The organism is Streptomyces sp. NPDC051576, from assembly GCF_040681835.1.
Lineage (GTDB): Bacteria > Actinomycetota > Actinomycetes > Streptomycetales > Streptomycetaceae > Streptomyces.
This window is the reverse complement of the sequence record NZ_JBFAZO010000008.1, coordinates 354,638-372,686: the sequence shown is the minus strand read 5'-3', so window position 1 is coordinate 372,686 and position 18,049 is coordinate 354,638. Positions and strand designations below refer to the sequence as shown.

Genomic DNA, 18,049 nt, shown 5'->3' with positions numbered 1-18,049 from the left:
TCCCGCCTGCTCGTCCTGGGGATCGGCGCCGGTTTCAATACCCCCGGCGTGATCCCACCGCACAGGAAGTGATGCCGACCTTGACTTCCTCCCCCGCCCTAAGGCGGGGGATTCCAGCGGTCGCCCGCTGGGGTTCCTGCTTCACCGACGACCGCCCCGTCCGGGAGGATTCCCGTTGAGGTCTTACACCGTCTCCACAGGCAGAGGCCGCCAGCCCGGCGGCGAGAATGTTGCGTGCCGCGTTCACATCGCGGTCATGCACCGCGCCGCAGTCGCACGTCCACTCGCGGACGTTGAGCGGCATCTTCGCTGCGACCGTGCCGCAGGCTCCGCACAGCTTGGAACTGGGGAACCACCGGTCGATCACGACGAGTTCACGCCCGTACCAGGCGCATTTGTACTCCAGCATCATGCGGAGGTCCGTCCATGCCGCATCGGAGATGGCGCGCGCGAGCTTGCCGTTCTTCAGCAGGTTGCGGACGGTGAGGTCCTCGATCACGACCGTTTGGTTCTCGCGGACGAGTCGAGTCGACAGCTTGTGCAGGAAGTCGCGGCGCCGGTCGGCGATCCGCGCGTGGACCTTGGCGACCCGGCGTCGGGCTTTCTCGCGGTTCGCCGAGCCTTTCGCCTTGCGGGACAACTCCCGCTGAGCACGGGAGAGGCGAGTACGGTCACGGCGCTCGTGCCGGGGATTGGCGATCTTCTCCCCGGTGGACAGGGTCACGAGAGAGGCGATTCCGGCGTCCAGACCAACCGCCGCAGACGTGGCGGGTGGAGAGGCGACGGTGTCCTCGCACAACAGGGACACGAACCAGCGGCCCGCCGGGTCGCGGGACACGGTCGCCGTGGTCGGCTCCGCCCCCTCGGGGAGCGGACGCGACCAGCGGATGTCCAGGGGCTCGGCCATCTTCGCGAGTGTCAGGCGCCCGTCGCACCATCGGAAGGCGCTGCGGGTGTACTCGGCCGACGCGCGGGACTTCTTCCGCGACTTGTAGCGCGGGTACTTGGCCCGCTTGGCGAAGAAGTTCCCGAACGCCGTCTGAAGGTGCCTCAGCACCTGCTGGAGCGGGACCGAGGACACCTCCGAGAGGAAGGCCAGTTCCTCGGCCTTCTTCCACTCTGTCAGCGCGGCCGACGACTGCACGTAGGAGATCCGGCGCCGCTCGCCGTACCAGGCCCGCGTGCGCTCCTCCAGCGCCTTGTTGTATACGAGGCGGACGCAGCCGAACGTGCGGGACAGCTCGGCTGCCTGCTCGTCCGTGGGGTAAAAGCGGTACTTGAACGCCCGCTTGACCTGCTCCCTCACGTCTCACACGCTATCAGCCCCCGTGTGAGGGGCGGGTATCGGCCGGTGGCCGCAGACGCCGAATCGCCCTGGAGGCGATTCACCTTTCCCTGCCCCACTCCGCAGGGGCTTCGTTTCCTCCCCGGCCCGAAGGCCGGGGTATCCACGAAGGAATCCCGATGACCGAACCGCAGGAGCCCTCCGTGCTGGTGACCGGGGCGACGGGCCGCCTCGGCGGACGCGTCGCCCGGCGTCTCGCCGAACAGGGCGTGGCGCAAAGGCTGTTGACCCGGAACCCCGAGCGGGCCCCCGAACTGCCCGGCGCCACACCGGTGCGCGGTGAGTACGGCGACTGCGAGGCTCTGCCACGCTGTCTCGCCGGTGCTCGGACCGTGTTCATGGTGTCCGCCCCCGAGAGCGCCCAACGGCTCGCGCAGCACCGGGAGTTCGTGGATGCCGCGGCGAAGGCGGGCGTAGCGCATCTGGTGTACGTGTCCTTCTTCGGCGCCGCCCCCGACGCGACGTTCACGCTGGCCCGCGACCACTTCCACACCGAGGAGCACATCCGCGCGAGCGGCATGGCGTACAGAAGCCGACAGGTTCGTGGATTCCTGAAGGCCCAAAACCGTGAACTGGCTGGCCATTTGGGGTCGGGACGGCGATTGTGCAGCCGGTTCGAGCAGCAGGTGCTCGTACGGCCGACGCTCGGGAGGGTGTGGTGAAGGAGGCGGTCTTCCTCCACGTGAGGCTCCGTCAAGGCGAAGGGCTCGCCGAGCTCATGGAGGTGATCGAGCGGTTCACCCCGCTCGCCCAGGCGTTGGCGCCGACGGCGGCTGTTGCCCAGGTGGGCGGCGCTCTGCAACTGTTCGGCGTCGGCCCGGTCGGTCTGGCGCAGCGACTGCGGCTTCAGGCGGCGGCTCTGTGCGGCCTGGGCACGGTCGTGGGGATCGGCCCGTCCTGGAACGTTGCGGCCATGGCGTCCTCGCGTACGGGGGGTGAGCGGCGTTCTTCACGTGACGGCGTCCGACACCGCGGATTTCCTCGGGCCGCTTCCGGTAGCCGAGTTGTATGGGATCCGGCGTGCGCAGGCCACGGCGCTTCGTTCTCTGTGAATCCAGACGATCGGCCAGTTGGCCGCGCTGCCCGGCGCGACGGTGCTGCGGATCCTGGGACGGCCGGGGCGCGCGCTGCAGGAACGCGCGCGGGAAGTGGATCATCGGAAGGTGGTGCCGGGCCGTGCGGCGGAGATGGTCAGCGTCCGGGAGGACTTTGCCGTCGATGTTCTCGACGGCTTCGAGGTCCGCTCCGCGGCTCTGCGGCTGGCCGCAGAGCTCGGGGCCCGGATGCGGGCGGGCGGTGGGGCGGCGCGTTCGGTCACGGTGGTGGTGTGGATGGCTGACCGGGCGCAGGTGTCGAAGACCTGCACGTTGGCTGCTCCTTCGGCGCATACGGACGATCTTCGCCGTGCTGTGTACGGCGTCCTGGACGGCTTCGGACTGCAACGCGCCCGCATACTGCGCCTCACGCTGGTCGCGGAGGCCGTGGACGGAGGGCTTGCCCACACGCAGTTGACACTGGACGGCGCCCGCGAGGCGCGGCTGCGGGTTGAGCCGGTCATCGACCGGCTCAATGACCGCTACGGACCGGGGACGGTGGGCCCCGCGCCAGCTCTCACCGGATGAGGTGGCTCTCTGCGCTGTCCGGTGTTTGCGTGCGCTGCGCGTCTGGGACTTCGGCGCAGCGGGCGCGGAGGGCACGAACCTGCTCGTGCCGGCGGCCACTGGCGTGGGCCGGAAACTGTGCGGCGGGTCCGCCGCACGACGGCCGTGATCCGGCCGGGGTTACCGCGACGACGGTGCCCCGTGGCCAGTTCTCGGGTTTGCAGTTGATGCGCACATGGCCGGTGGTGCCCTGGAACGCGCTGCCGGAGGAGGACGGCGACGGAGGCGGGCCGGACTGGCCGAGGGTGACCTTGGCGTACCGGTACCAGGTCGTGCCGTTCTCGTCGCCGCGGTGCTGCCGGCCGACCATGATCTCCCCCGGACCCGCCTTCGAGGCTGCGTCGCTCTGCCGCAGATGAGTTGGCCTTCAGCGTGCCGCGTGTCCATGGTCAGAACCGGTGACATCCAGGTGTCCCTCGGCGCAGGGCCCGCGCAGGACCGGGTGAGACGTGCGCACGCTCGTCGTCTGACCGACCTGCTTGGCGTGGGCACTGCCATCACGAGGCGGGCTCTCGACCCTGTTGCGGCGGACCGCCGCGCATCCACGTCAGGTGGGCACGGTCAGGCGGAGCGGCAGAACGGGGACTGTGACGCAGCCTTCGTCATCGGCGTGCCATTGCCAGTGGGCGCTGGTGGCGTCCCCGTACACGAATCCCGTCCATCCCGCGCCCCGTGGTCCGCAGAGAGCCTCCAGTTCGGCGGTCTCTCGCGGCCCGGGGGTGCCGGCGACCACGACCAGGCCGACTACGGGGTGCCGGTGCGCGGGGGAGCGTACAGCGCCCGGTGTCGCCGTGTCCATCCTTGCCGTGTCTGCCCTCGCGGTGGATGGTTCGACGCGGGTGAGGTGGTTGAGGCCTGGTGGTACGGCGGGCAGCGGTGAGCCGTCCGCCCCGGCCAGTACGGTCACGGGGGTCTGAGGCCGGTTGCGGGCGACCTCGGCCAGCAGGTTCTGCACGACGTCGCGGGCCACCGCGGCGTTTCCGGTGACGCTGAGGACGCCGTCGAGGCGGCTGAGGTCGACGAAGACCGGGCAGTCCTCCTGGTCGGTGCCGACCCGGACGAGGAGGGCTTCGCCCGGGTCGGCCGGTGTGGTGGTCTCGGGCCGGTTCAGCCAGTCGGTGGCGGAGGCGGGGCGCTGCCAGCGCGGGCCGTCAATGTGGGTCCAGGTGGGGTCGGGGGCCTGCGTCGTGTCGAGCCACGCCAGTACGCCGGTGTCGTCCACCCGCAGGGCGTGGACGGGTACGGCGTCCCGCAGGGGGGTGGCTGCGAAGTCGGCGAGGGTGTCGTAGGCGCGTCGTACGGAGTCGGCGTCGGTCGCGAAGCGGAGGCCGGTGGAGCGCCGGACGGCGAGTCGGCGTCGGCGGCGGGCCGGATCGCCGAGTCGGCGCACCGCGCGGCCGACGGCGGCGGCCCAGGATGTGATGCCGCGTCGGCTCGCGATGGCGGCTGTCACCAGGGCGAGGAGGAACGCGCCGGCTACCGCGATGGCGGAGGCCAGCGGGATGGCGAACACCGCGGTCTGCCCGGTGGGCGAGCCGCTGCCTGTCGGCGCGGCCGTGCCCTGGCCTTGGTCCCCGGAGCCGGTGGTCTGTCCGGCCGAGGTGTCTCTGGCGAGTTGTACGTCGGGGCCCGAGGCGTCTTGGGGCAGCCGCAGGATCCAGCCTGGATGCAGAGTCTCGTCGGGGCTGTTCAGGCTGTCGCCGTCCTTCTGTGCGAGGCCGCGGTTGAGGGTGAAGATGTCACCGGCCCGGGTCTCGTCTCCGAGGGTGGCTTGCGCGATCTCTGCGAGCGTGACCGGGGTGCCGCCGGTCTGCCCGGGGTCCTGCACGACGAACACCTTGACCAGGTCTCCGTCGGCGGCCACTGCGGCGGTGGTCATACCGAGGCCGGTGAGACACGCGATCAGCAGTGCGATGAGGGCGTGGTGCGGGCGGCGCACCGCGGCCGGTCGTGCGCCGCTCCCGGGCCTGGATCCGGGGCTGTTGCTCATGGGGTCCACCTAGGTTCTGCGGCGTTGGCGTGTGCCGACTACACGGGGCAGCCCGCCGGAAAGGTTCGACGAACCGGTGTGCTTTCTCACGTCGGCGGGTGAACCTTCCGGGCGGCCGGCCCCGTGTAGTCATCGATGCCTGTCGGAAACCCACGGATCGTGGCGCGGCGGCTCAATACCCACACGCACAAGGAGCACTGTCATGCCCAATTTCAACGTCAACTCCGATGAGACGGCCAGCACGTCGCAGGCCCTGCTGAACGACTTCTCGCAGCTCACGGACAAGCTCTCCGAGGTCAGGAACAAGATCCAGAGCCTGCTGTCCAACGGGTACAGCACGCCGGCGGCCCAGCAGAAGTTCTCGCCGTTCTTCGACGAGTTCGCCAAGGGCTTCCAGCAGGTCAACGACTCGCTCCAGGGCATCGGGAACTACGTGAAGTCGGTCGGTGACGCGTTCGACCAGACGGACAGCTCGCTCGGGAACAACCTGAACTGACCCCGGCCGCGGCCGTCACCCCCGGGCTCTTCGAAGCCCGAGGCGAACCGGTGCCCCACCGCCCCTCCACAGAGAGAAGACGACGAGCAGTGCGATTGACCGTCAGTGTTCGAGAACCGCAGGACGACGGGGTGTCGACCACCGTCGCAGTCGAGACCGGACCGTCCGTGCCGGTGGGCCGGTTTGCCGCGGAGCTGGCACGGTCGGTCGGCGCCGCGTCGACGTGGCCGGCGGAGGGGACGGTGGGCGCCGAACCGGCGCTCTATCTCGGCCCGGCCCTGGCGGATCCCGCCGCCACCATCCAGGAGGCGGGTATCCGCGACGGCATGGACCTCGGCCTGGGCGCTCCCGTGCCCGGCGGGCCGGCACCCGAGGGACGGACCGAGGTCCGTGTGGTGTCGGGACCGGGGGCGGGCACCGTGTTCCGCCTGGTGCCGGGCGACTACGACATCGGCGGTGCACCGGACTGCCCGATCCCGCTCACCGGCGACGCACCGCCCAGGGCGGCCCGGGTGAGGGTCCGGGTCGACGGGAGTGCGGAACTGACCGCGCGGGAGGGCGTGCTGCTGGACGGCAAGCCGGTGCCGGACTCCTCGCCGTGGCAGGCGGGCAGTCAGCTGGAGGTCGGGGCACACCTGTTGGAGCTGACCGTCCCGTCCACGCGGCGGGCGCCGCTGACCGTGGCGCCCGATGGCATGGGGCTGGAATTCAACCGGCCGCCGCGCTTCCTGCCGCCGGCGGCGGGCGCGAAGTTCCGGCTGCCCACACCGCCGAGCAAGCCGGAGAAGCGGCCGATCCCGCTGCTGCCGATCCTGCTGCTCCCGGCGGGCAGCGCCGCGGTGGCCATCCTGGTCACCCATCGGTGGTCGTTCGTCTTCATCGCGCTGCTCTCCCCGATCGCCGCGCTGGCCAGCCAGTTCAGCGGGCGCAAGCAGGCGATGGTCAAATACCTGGAGCAGATGAAGGAGTACGAGCAGACGCTGAGTCGGCTGAAGGCCGACATCAACGCGGCCGTCCTCGCCGAACAGCACAACCTCCGCCTCTCCCTGCCCGACCCGGCGGCACTCCTGCAGATGGCGGCCCAGCCCTCCGAGCGGCTGTGGGAACGGCGGTGGAAGGACCCCGACTTCCTGTCCGTCCGCGTCGGCACCACCGACCTGCCGTCCTCCCTGACCGTGGACGACCCGACCCAGGACGAGCACCGGCGCACCACCGTGCCACGGCTGAACCAGGTGCCGGTCTCCGTCTCGCTGCGCCGCTCCGGGGTCGCGGGCTTCGCCGGCCCGGACGCGACCTCGATGGCGAGCTGGGTGACGGCCCAGGCCGCCGCCCTGCACAGCCCGGGCGACCTGCGGATCGTCGTCCTGGCCGGTCCGGACGGCGAGCGGGACTGGTCCTGGACCCGCTGGCTGCCCCACGCCCAGGCACAGGGCGAGGACGCCTACGCCCTCGTCGGCAGCACCGCGGAGTCCCTGGCCCGCCGCGTCGGTGAACTCGGCCAGCTGGTCGCCTCCCGTATCGCGGCCGGTCCGGAGCTGACCCGCGGCGGGGTGACCGGCCATCCCGACATCCTCGTCGTCCTGGAACAGGCCCGCCGCGCCCGCTCCCTGCCCGGGGTCATCGCGCTGCTGCGGGACGGCCCGTCCGTCGGCGTGTACACGCTGTGCGTCGACCGCGAGGAGCAGCTGCTGCCGGAGGAGTGCGGCGCCGTCGTCGTCCTCACCCCCGGCACGCGGTCGCTTCGCCTACGGACCGACGGCGGCGGGCAGTTGGACGGCGTGCGCGCCGACTCACCCGATCCCTTCTGGTACGAGCACTTCGCGCGGGCGCTGGCCCCGCTGCGCGGCGTCGGCGACAACGACGAGAGCGCCTTGCCCGCCTCTGTACGGCTGCTGGACCTGCTGGGCATCGAACCCCCGACCCCGGACGCGATCGTGGCCGGCTGGTCACTCGGAGGCCGCAGCACCCGGGCCATACTCGGCACCGGCTACGACGGCGACTTCGCCGTCGACCTGGTCCAGGACGGCCCGCACGCGCTCATCGCCGGCACCACTGGCAGCGGCAAGTCGGAGCTGCTCCAGACCCTCGTCGCCACCCTCGCGGTGGTCAACAGACCGGACGAGATGACGTTCGTCCTCGTCGACTACAAGGGCGGCAGCGCGTTCGCGGAATGCGCCGAACTCCCGCACACCGTCGGCCTCGTCACGGACCTCGACACGGCGGAGGTGGAGCGCGCGCTCGTCTCGCTCGGGGCCGAACTCAGGCGCCGGGAGACCCAGTTGGCGCAGGCGGGCGCCAAGGACGTCGTCGACTACCTCGACAAGCGCTCGCGCGGCGGTGACGTACTGCCGCCGCTGCCCCGGCTCGTCCTGGTCGTCGACGAGTTCGCCTCGATGGTGCGCGAACTGCCCGACTTCATCACCGGGTTGGTCAACATCGCCCAGCGCGGACGCTCGCTCGGTATCCACATGGTGCTCGCCACCCAGCGCCCGGGCGGCGCGGTAACCCCGGACATCCGGGCCAACACCAACCTGCGCATCGCGCTGCGCACCACCGACACCTCCGAGAGCCGGGACATCATCGACGCCCCCGACTCTGGCGACATCTCACCGGCCAACCCCGGGCGCGCGTACGCCCGTCTGGGCCCCTCGGCCCTGCTGCCGTTCCAGTCGGGCCGGGTCGGCGGCCGGCGCCCCGGCGGACAGGTAGCGGCCGACACCCCCGTCGCGGTGAGCGCGGCACCGATCTCCTGGCACACCCTCGGCGGCCCCCTGCCCGCGACAACCAGGCCAGGCTCCGGGGCGAACCAGACCGAGGCCGTCACCGACCTCGCCGTCCTGGCCGCAGCCATCGCCCGCGCGGCCGAAGTCCACGGCACCCCACGCCAGCCCAGCCCCTGGCTCCCACCCCTGCCCGACACCCTGGCCTGGACCCCACCGCACCCGCCCGAGCCCATCGCCGACCGCGCCCCGGCGCTGCCCTCCGTCACGTACGGCCTGGTGGACCTCCCGGCCCAACAGGCCCGCACCGCCCTGACGTTCGACGTGGACAGGGCGGGCCATCTGCACATCGTGGGCTCACCCCGCAGCGGCCGCTCACAGACCCTGCGCACCCTGGCCGCCGCCCTGGCACAGGCCCACGGAGCCGACGACGTGCATCTGTACGGCATCGACTGTGGCAACGGCGCCCTCAACTCCCTGGCCGCGCTTCCGCATTGCGGGGTGGTGGTCGACCGGGGCCAGACCGAACGCCTCGGCCGCCTCCTGGACCGCCTCAACTCCGAACTCACCGCCCGCCAGAGCATTCTGGGCACCCGCGGCACCGCCGACCTGACAGAACTGCGCGCCGCCCAGGCACCCGGCGAACGGCTCGCGCACATCGTCCTGATGGTCGACCGGTTCGAGGTCTTCGAGCGGGAGTTCGGCACCTACGACAACGGCAGCTACATGGAACGCCTGCTGCGCCTCCTGCGCGACGGAGCGGGCGCCGGCATCCACGCCGTCCTCGCCGGCGACCGGGTCCTGGGCGGAAGCCGCTTCTCCAGCACCACCGAAGACAAGGTCGTCCTACGGCTCAACGACCGCCAGGACTACTCCAGCGTCGGCATCCCCACCAAGTCCGCCCCGACCGCGCCCGCCCCCGGGCGCGGCATCCGCGTCCAGGACCTCAGCTCCGTACAGATCGCCGTCCTGAACGAGGACCTGTCCGGCACCGCACAGGCACAGGCCCTCACCGACCTCGGCCACGAACTCACCGTCCGGGAGGAGCCGGTTCCCGGGCACCGGCGCCCCCTGCGCCTGGACCTCGTCCCCGACCGGATCTCCTACGACGACGCCATCACCCTGCACACACCGGGCGGGCCGATGCGGCCGCTGGTGGCCGTGGGCGGCGACACCCTCACCTCGCTCGGACCCGACCTGTCCGACGTACCGTCGTTCATCATCGGCGGGCCGCCGCGCACCGGCCGCAGCACCGCCCTGCTGACCGCGTCGCAGTCCCTGCTCGCCGCCGGCACCGGGCTCCTCGTGCTCGCGCCCCGCCGCTCGCCGCTGCGGGCGCTGAAGGGCTGGGCGGGGGTGGCGGACGTGATCACGGACGCCGAGGTGTCCTCGGACGACTTCCGGCGCACGCTCGGTCAGATCGGCGAGGAGCACGGAGTCGTCGTCATCGACGACGCGGAACTCTACATGGGCTCCGAGATCGACTCCGACCTCGCACTGCTCGCGCGCGGCGGCGCCGGCGCGGGATGGGGCGTGCTCGCGGCCGGCAACGCCGAGTCGCTGGCGTTGAGCCTCGCCGGCTGGATGGGCCAGATGAAACGCAACCGCTGCGGCATGCTCCTCTCCCCCCAAGGGCTGGCCGACGGCGAGCTCCTCGGGGTCAGGCTGACCCGGGGACTGGTCGGCGCGGCCCCTCAACCCGGGCGCGGGCTGCTGCACCTGGGCGACGGAACCCTGCGCGGAGTGCAGGTGCCCTTCGCCGAGACCGAGCCCGGCATGTAGCGGGCTGCTGAGGCTGAGTCCGGCTGCCTGATGTGAGTGGAGGCGCCCCCCCGGCCCGGGGGGCGCCTCCACTCACACCTGCACCCGTCAGACGGCGACGCTCTCCTCCGCGAAGCGGAAGGTGCCGGAGATGGCGTCGAACAGGTCGTAGACCTCGTTCTTCAACGGCAGGTTGGGACTCGCAAGAGTGACCACGAGGAACTCCTGTGCACTGCCCGGCACCGGCATCATCGTGTGCATGACCAGCAGCTTCACGTCGACGTCGGCCGTGATCCGGGCGGTCTCCGTCCCCGTGACCCGGGCGACGGTGCCCACGTGGGGTACCTGCGCCGTCGTGACGAGTCGGTCCGCGGGCACCGCCCCGTCCGTGGAGGTGCCGAGCTGGGCGGACAGCACGGGCAGCGTCAGCTCCTGCCCGACCGGCATGCTCACCGCGAACACCATGCCGTAGGCCAGGAAGAGCCAGTCGGCATACATGTCCGCCGTGCCCACGGCCAGCAGCGCGCCGTGACGGCGGGCCGACCGGGCCAGTTCCCTGCCCTGGCGGAACATGTCGTTGATACGGGCCTGCTCGCCCGGCGTGGCAGCGGCGGCCAGCGCACGCGCCCGCACCTCGGCCATGGCCGCGCCGGTGAGGTCGGCCTGCTGCCACCGGTCGGGGATGTCCAGCAGGAAGCCGCGCGCGGGTGCGGTCCGCGGCTCGGTGCGGCCGGCGTCGTCATGGTCGTGGCCGTCGTGGCCGTCCTGGAAACTGAGGGCAGGTGTCATCCGCCGCTCCCGTCATCGAGGTTCGCCACCGCGTCCTGGTCGGTCTTCGCGAACGAGTCCAGGACGTTCCCGATCGCGTCCTGGACATCCTTGACCTGCTTCTTCAGCTGGTTCTTCCCGTCCTCCCACTTGTTCTCGAAGTTCTGGGCGGAGCCCCGGGACAGCTCCCGCCCGAACATCGCGTCGAAGTCGAACGTGTGATGACCGATGTCGATGAAGTCGTGGACGAAACCCAGCGTTGAGCGGGCCTCCTCCAACTCATCGCCGGGGATGACTATGTGTGATGCCATGTACTTCCTCGTTGTTCATGGTCGGCGAGAACAGGTCCACATCCATCGGAAACACGGGGCCGTGGTCCCGGATCGTTCACCGCCGCGCTGCTTCCGGGAGCGGCGGGCGAAAGTCGGCGGATCGCTGAACTCCGGGCCGGGGCTGTCTCGTGTTTCAGGCATGACGTTCTCCACCGGCCCGATGCCCCCTCACACAACGCGCAGCAGAGTGCTCCGGCGCGCTGTCGTCGTTCCCGCGCTCGCGCTGTGCTGCGTGACCGCACTGTCGGGCTGCGGCAAGACCATCGAGATCGGCGACACATCACAGCCGGCGTCCTCCAGCCCGGCATCCTCCACGCCGACCGCGGCCACGACCGACGGCGCCGCATCGACCCCGGCCGCGACCGCCGGCAACGCGGCGTTGCAGGTCGTCGACTCCACGGCAGCGCAGGCCGGCCTGCACGGCAACGGCGGAACCGTCGTCGGTGTCGCCGTCCAGGAGGCCCCGCCCCGATGGGTCCAGCTCTCCGCCGTCACCAGCGACCAACTGCCCGCACAGCACCTGATCAACATCAACCAGGCCGCGCTGTACCGCTTCGACGACGACTCGGCATCCCCCTCGAAATCGGCCTGCACCGGCGCCTGCACCGGCAAGTGGCCGCCGGTCACCGTCGAGGAGGGCGGCAAGGTCTACATGGCCGGCGTGGATCCCAAGGAGGTCGGAGCGATCCGCCGCGAGGACGGCCAGATCCAGATCACGGTCGGCGGCTGGCCGATCTACCGCTACTCGGGCGACAGCAAGCCCGGCGACCTCAACGGCCAGGGCGTGGACGCGAAGTGGTTCGCCGTCGGCCCCAAGGGCGAGAAGGTCACCGGCAAGGGATGACGTTCACCACTTGAGTGGGCGCAGTGGCTTTGCGTTCCGTGTGGCAGTGGCAGGTGGAGCGGGGCACGTTGGCGCACGGCTGGGACCAGGAGCGCGGCTCGACGCTGGTGCGGATCCGGGCGCTGGTCATCCGCTTGTCCGGGGTGGAGTACACGGTGCAGGGGGTGCGGCGGCACGGCTGGGCTGCGCAGGTGCCGGCGAGGCGGGCACTGGAGCGGGACGACGCCGGTGCCGGGCGGTGGCGGAGTGAGGTGGGGAGAGACGGTAGAGCCACTGCGGCGGCCCGGGATGCCTTCATCTGCTTCGAGGACGAGGCGGAACAAAGGGCTGAGGCCGTCGAAGGGCACACGTGGGCGCCGCGTGGGCAGACGCCCGTGGTGCGCGGCTCGAACCGGGGACGGGTTTCCGTGGCGGACGTGGTCTGTCACAGGAGCGGCGAACGGTTCCGCCTGGTCTGCCGGTTGCACGGGAACCGGGGACGGAAAGACGAGGTGAAGACCGTCTTCACCTGGCGGGATTACCGCGACCTGATCGTCGTGGAGCACAACCAGCTCAAGACCTCCGTGGTCTGGGTCTGGGGCCAATCTGCACGGCCACCTGGTCGACGAGCTCGGAGGCAGCGGCGCTTTCTCTTCACGACAAGGTCGTCGCAATCACCGGAGCGAGCAGCGGCATCGGCGAAGCCACGGCCCGCCTGCTCGCACAACGCGATGCCGCAGTCGTCCTCGCAGCGCGCCGCGGTGAGCGGATCGACGCGATAGCGCAGGACATCCGAGACGAGGGAGGCCGCGCTGTTGCCTGCGTCGTCGACGTCACCAAGCCCGAGGACCTGCGCCGCCTGGTCTCCACCACCGTCGACCAGTACGGCCGGATCGATGTTCTGGTGACCAACGCCGGCATCGCCCCCCTCAGCCGCCTGGCCGACCTCGACACCGACGGCTGGTCGGCCATGATCGACGTCCACCTGCGCGGCATGCTGAACGGAGTCGCCGCCGCCCTGCCCGTCTTCCGCAAGCAAGGCTCGGGACATCTGGTCACCATCGCCTCCACCGCCGGCATGGTCGCAGCCCCCGCAATGGCCGTCTACGGAGCGACCAAGAACGCCATACGCGCAGTCCACGAAGGTCTCCGCAAAGAATCCACCGACGGCGTCGTGCGCACCACAGTCATCTCACCCGGATACGTCATCACCGACCTCGCCGACTCCATGACAGACCCCCACATGAAAAACGAGATCCGTACGCACATGAACGCCATCGGCATCCCCCCAGCCGCCATCGCGCGCGCCGTAGCCTTCGCCATCGAACAGCCTCACGACGTCGAGATCGGCGAGATCAACGTCCGCCCAACCGTCCAGGGATAACAACCACCCCACCCACCCCACCGAAATCCCCCGAGGATGCCACCGCCACAGTCCGCGTCAACACTCGCGACCATCCAACCGCCCGTCGGCATACAGACGTTGCACCCAAACGCAATCCGCGCACTCCCTCTCACTCAGACGCGCCCGTGAACCGGCGTCCCGCGCAGCTAAAATGGCACGGACATGCCAGGACCCCTGCCAGCAGAAAGCGTGCCGTTCGCGCACGTGGCGGTCGATTCCGATCACCAGTGCGCCGTACGCCGGCGTCGTTCGTCGCGCATGGCCTGGGGCGGCCGGGGGGGAGTCCACCCGCGTGCTGGTCTCCTGTTCTCGTCGCGCGGCATCCGTGCTCTTGTCCGCGACCTGCGCCGCGCTCAGTCCCGTGCCCTGCCGATGGACCGAAGCCCGCGCCACATCCTCCGCACTCCACATCACCCCCCCGCCCCTCCTTTCACACCGCCCAGTCGAGGCCGAGCCCGGCGAGCGCGGCGAGTGTGTCGACGGTGAGCTTTGCGCGGCGGCCCTGGGGCCACGCCCCGCTTCAAGGCCCCCCACAGGCGTAGTGGACGGCTGGGGTCGGTGAGTAGCCACACCTCGGTGCGTGGTTCGTCGCGTTCCTGCTCCCGCTCGCTGTCCTGAACGTCCTGCTCAACGCGCCGGATTGCCCTCCAGATGCTCGGGCTGATGGTGAACTCTGCGGTCGTTCCGTTTCGTGTAACGGGTGGTGCGGGGTGCCGAGGCGGCCTTGCTTGCCGTCCGGGCCCGGAACGGAGACGTCGTACGGGCAAGCGACTCAACGTCTCAGGGGAGGGGATCGGTATGGCGCGGCGGCATGCGAGTCAGCAGGACTTCGAGACGGTCGGGATGGACAGCGACCCCACGCCTGGTGATCCGGATCTGATGCAGGGTCTGATCACCCGGTATCGGGATGTGGGGGATGCGGCGGAGAAGGCGCTCAACGTCCTGAAGCGGGATGGTGACATCTCGCGTGGCCGTGGTGAAGCGATCGACGCGTTGAACAAGAAGATCGGGGATGATCTCCCGGACAAGCTGCGGAAGACCGCGACCTCGTACCACGATGCGGCGCAGGCGTACACGGACTACGCTCCGCGGCTCCGGGAGGCGCAGGAGACCTTCGACAGGGCGGTCGACCAGGCCAACAGCGCCGCACCGCAGGCGAACCAGACCCCCACGAAACTCTCCGACGCCCCGACGGACGACGAGCGCGCGGCGGCGACGCGTCAGCAGAACGAGATCGACGCGGGCAAGTCGGCGCTGGGTGCGGCGAAGAGTCTGGCGGAGCAGGCGCGGCAGATGCGGGAGAGCGCGCAGCGCCAGTGCGAGGACGTCCTCGACCGGGCCGCCCGCGAGGCGATCCCCGAACGGAACGTCTTCCAGAAGATCGCCGACTTCTTCAAGGACTTCCCCTTCGTCAAAATCCTCCTCGGTGTCCTGGCGGGGATCGTCGCCCTGATCTTCCCTGTCGTCGGAGCCCTCCTGGGCGGTGCCCTGTTCGCCATCGACCAGATCAGCGCGATCGCCTCGGGCCACTTCAGTCTCGGCGACTTCGCCGTGGGGCTGCTCAGTTTCATCCCGGGCGGATCGATCCTGAAGGGCATCGGCGGCGGCGCGGCCAAGTTCCTCCCGAACATCACGAAGAACGTCGACGGCTCGATCAAGAACATCAAGTCGACGATCGACTCGACGAAGACGGTGGGGGGTCCACTGGGCGGGTCCTTCGGCAGCGCGATCAAGCATGCCGGTGGGGACTTCGCGGAATCGGCGGCGGGGGAGGCGGCGAACCAGGCGATCAGCGGGGACGGCTTCGACGCGGGGGCCATTTTCGGGGCGGGCGCAGCCGGGGCAGCCGGCGGAGCCCTGACCGGAGGCGGCCGCGGCAAAGGGAAAGGCAATCCACCGCCCATCCCCATCAAGAACGGCTCTAGGGGCTTCGACGTCGACGCGGGCAAAGGCGGCAACGGCTCTGGCCTCGGGTCCGTCGGCGGCAAGGGCGGCGACATAGGCGTCGACAACTCCGACGGCAGCGGCGTGAGCCTCACCACGAGCACTGGCGATGTCAGCAAAGTCAACACGGGCCGCGGCGGCGACGGCACCAAGGGGGGCAAAGGCGGCAGAGGAGGCGACGTACAGCTCAGCGTCTCTGGTGACGGCACCACGAACGTCACCTTGGGCGACGGCGGCGACGGCACCAAGGAGGGCAAAGGCGGCAGAGGAGGCGGCCTAGTGCTCGGCGTCTCTGGTGACGGCACCACGAACGTCACCTTGGGCAAAGGCGGCAAGGGCATCGGCGGCGATGCCGGCAGCGCAGTCATCAAGATCCATGGCAACGGCCCCGTGAACGTCACCCAGGGCCCGGCCGGCCCGCCCTCCAGCGACGGGTCCAACGACGGCAAATCCAGCAGCGTCGTCATCGTCAAGCACTTGGGCAACAACCGCCCGAGCTCCACCACGGGCGACGGCGGCAAGGGCGACGGCAGCGACCTTTAGAGACTGTCACCGCGTAAGTGTCTTTGCTGAGAGGGCGGTTGGAGTGGGAGGAGCACGGCGCCCGCCGTCAGGGCCGGACTCGCTGCTGCCGCTGCCCACCAGCCGGAGGTCCGCCCTGCGGAGCACTCTCAACGATGTTGCACGACATCATGGACTTCCCGACGGAGGAAACATGCCAAAAGCGATCAAACTGACGGACTTCGGCAATCCTGACGTATTGCAGTGGGCTGACGTGCCCCTGCCTCAGCCGAGCGAGGGGCAGATCAGGGTGAAGGTGAAGGCCGCAGGTGTCCGGCCGACCGATCTAGCTCTGCGGTCGGGGAGGCTCAAGGCCTTTTCGCTGCAGCCCAACGCTGTCCTCGGCTTCGAAGTGGCCGGCACCGTCGACGCGGTGGGGCCCGGAGTGAACGGAGCGCAGGTCGGCGACGAAGTGGCAGCGCTGCTTTTCGACCTCGGTGGATACGCCGAATACGCGGTCGCCTCGATGTGGGTCGAGAAGCCTCCGTCCGTCCCGTGGGCGGCCGCGGCCTCTCTCCCCGCCTCGGCGGAGGCGGCGGCGGGGGTTGTGCGGTAGTTGGGGGTGAAGACGGGCGACACGCTGCTGGTGCTCGGTGGTGGCGGAGCCGTCGGCTTGATCGCCACGCAGTTGGCCGTCGCTCAGGGCATCAGAGTGATGAGTGCCGTAGCCGCGCGGGACGACGCACTGGTCACGTCCCTGGGTGCCACGCCCGTACGCTACGGCGCGGAACTGGTTGACGCGGTCCGGAGTGTCGGGGACGTCGACTTCGCGTTCGACGCGTCCGGCAAGGGAGTACTGGCGGACGCGATCGCGTTGACCGGCGCCGCCGACCGGGTCATGCCCCTGTCCGACCCCGCTGCGGCGGACTTCGGTGTCGCACTGTCACATCCGACTCCAGAGCGGGCTCCTCACGCGTTGGAGGACACCATGCCCCTGCTGGCGCAGGGGCGGCTCCGGCTGCGGGAGTACAGAACCATGCGCATGCAGGACGCCGCCGAGGCGCACCGTCTGCTGGAGAGCGGTCAGGTGCACGAGCGCGTCGTGCTGACTCTCTGATCGCGATTCCTGAACTGCTGCTCCCGATCATTCATGAGTCCCCGTCAGTTCACTGGCGGGGGCTCTGTGCGCAGAGGGCGTCCCGGATCGGTCTCCGGCTTGCGCCTACGCGGGATGCGCCACGGGCAGAAGTCCGAGCTCCAGGAGGCTCTCCGCAGTGGCCGCGACGGCGTCCTCGCTGCTGCGGGGGCTCCAGCCGAGGACCTTGCGGGCCTTCTCGTTGCTGACGTGGCGGACCTTGCCGAGGTTGGGCAGCATGCCCTTCAGCGCCGGGTTGGCCTCGGCGACCCTGCGTACCGTCTCGTCCGGGAGTTCGACGGCCGGGACGGCGCCGGCGGCGTCGCCGAGCCGGTCGCGGATGGCGAGTGCGATCTGGTGCAGGGAGACGGCGTCGCCGGCGGCGGCGATGAAGCGTTCGCCCGCGGCCCTGGGGTCGGTCATGGCCTTCAGGTGCAGGTCGGCGGCGTCACGGACGTCGACGACGGCGAAGTACAGGCGGGGCGTGCCCGGCATGGCGCCGCCGAACAGGCCGGTGATCATGTCGATCGAGGAGGAGTGGTCGCTGCCGACGACGGGGCCGAAGATGCCGACCGGGGCGACGGTGGTGAGCTGGAGGCCCTTGCCCTCGCGTTCGGCGAAGCCCCAGGCGGCCCGCTCGGCCAGCACCTTGGACCTGATGTAGGCGGGGACGTCGCTGTCCGGGTCGGTCCAGTCGTCCTCGGTGAAGGGCTGTTCGGTGGCGGGCCTGCCGTAGCCGACGGCGGCGAACGAGGAGGTGACCACCACGCGTTCGACGCCTGCGTCCCGGGCCGCGCGCAGGACGCGCAGCGTGCCTTCCCTGGCCGGAACGATCAGGTCGTCCTCGTGGTCGGGTTCACCGCCGGGGAAGGGTGAGGCGGTGTGCAGGACGTAGCGGCAGCCCGCCACCGCCTCGGCCCACCCCTCATCGGCGGTGAGGTCCGCCGCCACGAAAGTGAGCCGCTCACCCGCATCCACGCCCATGGTCGCCATGTCCTTGCGGACCTGGGTCTCGCGGCTGAGGGTCCGCACCGTGGTGCGGACCTGGTAGCCCTCACCGAGCGCCTGGGCGATCACACGGCCGCCCAGGAACCCGGAGCCTCCGGTGACCAGGACGGTATCGGTCGACGTGTCGGGCGAAGTGCTGTTCATGGCCGAGCTCCTTTGT

Annotated in this window: 16 protein-coding genes; 10 read left to right on the top strand and 6 right to left on the bottom strand. The window is 70.4% G+C overall.

Translation table 11 applies throughout. The features are described from left to right. Nucleotides 1–34: 34 nt before the first annotated feature. Complete coding sequence (locus AB0M63_RS27280) at nt 35–1,306, bottom strand: RNA-guided endonuclease TnpB family protein (protein WP_366021246.1); 1,272 nt, start codon at nt 1,304–1,306, stop codon at nt 35–37. A gap of 158 nt (nt 1,307–1,464) precedes the next feature. Here AB0M63_RS27280 and AB0M63_RS27275 point away from each other — a divergent pair, with 158 nt between their 5' ends. Beyond that, nucleotides 1,465–2,007: an NAD(P)H-binding protein gene (locus tag AB0M63_RS27275; protein ID WP_366021245.1), complete on the top strand. Its 543-nt coding sequence runs from the start codon at nt 1,465–1,467 to the stop codon at nt 2,005–2,007. Nucleotides 2,008–2,415: 408 nt separating this feature from the next. Further along, on the top strand, nt 2,416–2,967 hold the full coding sequence (locus tag AB0M63_RS27270) for a hypothetical protein (protein ID WP_355908999.1): 552 nt from the start codon (nt 2,416–2,418) through the stop codon (nt 2,965–2,967). Here AB0M63_RS27270 and AB0M63_RS27265 read toward each other — a convergent pair. Next, nucleotides 2,957–3,316: a hypothetical protein gene (locus tag AB0M63_RS27265; protein WP_355908996.1), complete on the bottom strand. Its 360-nt coding sequence runs from the start codon at nt 3,314–3,316 to the stop codon at nt 2,957–2,959. The genes AB0M63_RS27270 and AB0M63_RS27265 overlap by 11 nt on opposite strands. Nucleotides 3,317–3,553: 237 nt before the next feature. Beyond that, on the bottom strand, nt 3,554–4,996 hold the full coding sequence (locus tag AB0M63_RS27260; RefSeq protein ID WP_366021244.1) for a hypothetical protein: 1,443 nt from the start codon (nt 4,994–4,996) through the stop codon (nt 3,554–3,556). 202 nt (nt 4,997–5,198) lie between these two features. On the opposite strand from AB0M63_RS27260, the gene AB0M63_RS27255 reads away from it, so the two are divergent. Together AB0M63_RS27255 and AB0M63_RS27250 are read left to right on the top strand one after the other, a co-directional pair. Then, a complete protein-coding gene (locus tag AB0M63_RS27255) occupies nt 5,199–5,492 on the top strand; it encodes a WXG100 family type VII secretion target (RefSeq protein ID WP_355908990.1) in 294 nt (97 codons plus the stop codon). A gap of 131 nt (nt 5,493–5,623) precedes the next feature. Then, the gene (locus AB0M63_RS27250) at nt 5,624–9,994 is read left to right on the top strand and encodes an FtsK/SpoIIIE domain-containing protein (RefSeq protein ID WP_366021243.1); all 4,371 of its coding nucleotides are present in this window, start codon (nt 5,624–5,626) and stop codon (nt 9,992–9,994) included. 87 nt (nt 9,995–10,081) lie between these two features. Here the strand turns inward: AB0M63_RS27250 and AB0M63_RS27245 are convergent, their stop codons facing one another. Beyond that, on the bottom strand, nt 10,082–10,762 hold the full coding sequence (locus AB0M63_RS27245) for a hypothetical protein (protein ID WP_366021242.1): 681 nt from the start codon (nt 10,760–10,762) through the stop codon (nt 10,082–10,084). Then, nucleotides 10,759–11,052, bottom strand: coding sequence for a hypothetical protein (locus AB0M63_RS27240; protein ID WP_366021241.1), 294 nt, complete (start codon nt 11,050–11,052; stop codon nt 10,759–10,761). The genes AB0M63_RS27245 and AB0M63_RS27240 overlap by 4 nt, the downstream gene beginning before the upstream one ends. 253 nt (nt 11,053–11,305) lie before the next feature. Here AB0M63_RS27240 and AB0M63_RS27235 point away from each other — a divergent pair, with 253 nt between their 5' ends. The 6 genes from AB0M63_RS27235 (at nt 11,306) to AB0M63_RS27210 (ending at nt 16,863) form a co-directional block, all read left to right on the top strand. Beyond that, a complete protein-coding gene (locus AB0M63_RS27235) occupies nt 11,306–11,917 on the top strand; it encodes a hypothetical protein (RefSeq protein ID WP_366021240.1) in 612 nt (203 codons plus the stop codon). Nucleotides 11,918–11,931: 14 nt separating this feature from the next. Beyond that, nucleotides 11,932–12,678, top strand: a complete 747-nt coding sequence (locus AB0M63_RS27230) for a winged helix-turn-helix domain-containing protein (protein ID WP_366021239.1) — start codon at nt 11,932–11,934, stop codon at nt 12,676–12,678. Beyond that, nucleotides 12,570–13,280 carry an SDR family oxidoreductase gene (locus tag AB0M63_RS27225; RefSeq protein ID WP_366021321.1) on the top strand — a complete coding sequence of 237 codons (711 nt, stop codon included), beginning with the start codon at nt 12,570–12,572 and terminating at the stop codon, nt 13,278–13,280. The genes AB0M63_RS27230 and AB0M63_RS27225 overlap by 109 nt, the downstream gene beginning before the upstream one ends. 864 nt (nt 13,281–14,144) lie before the next feature. Further along, nucleotides 14,145–15,788, top strand: a complete 1,644-nt coding sequence (locus tag AB0M63_RS27220; protein WP_358849621.1) for a putative T7SS-secreted protein — start codon at nt 14,145–14,147, stop codon at nt 15,786–15,788. A gap of 172 nt (nt 15,789–15,960) precedes the next feature. Continuing rightward, on the top strand, nt 15,961–16,362 hold the full coding sequence (locus tag AB0M63_RS27215) for an alcohol dehydrogenase catalytic domain-containing protein (protein ID WP_366021238.1): 402 nt from the start codon (nt 15,961–15,963) through the stop codon (nt 16,360–16,362). A gap of 6 nt (nt 16,363–16,368) precedes the next feature. Then, nucleotides 16,369–16,863 carry a zinc-binding dehydrogenase gene (locus tag AB0M63_RS27210; RefSeq protein ID WP_366021237.1) on the top strand — a complete coding sequence of 165 codons (495 nt, stop codon included), beginning with the start codon at nt 16,369–16,371 and terminating at the stop codon, nt 16,861–16,863. Nucleotides 16,864–16,968: 105 nt separating this feature from the next. Here the strand turns inward: AB0M63_RS27210 and AB0M63_RS27205 are convergent, their stop codons facing one another. Then, nucleotides 16,969–18,033 carry an aldehyde reductase gene (locus AB0M63_RS27205; RefSeq protein WP_366021236.1) on the bottom strand — a complete coding sequence of 355 codons (1,065 nt, stop codon included), beginning with the start codon at nt 18,031–18,033 and terminating at the stop codon, nt 16,969–16,971. Nucleotides 18,034–18,049: the final 16 nt, after the last annotated feature.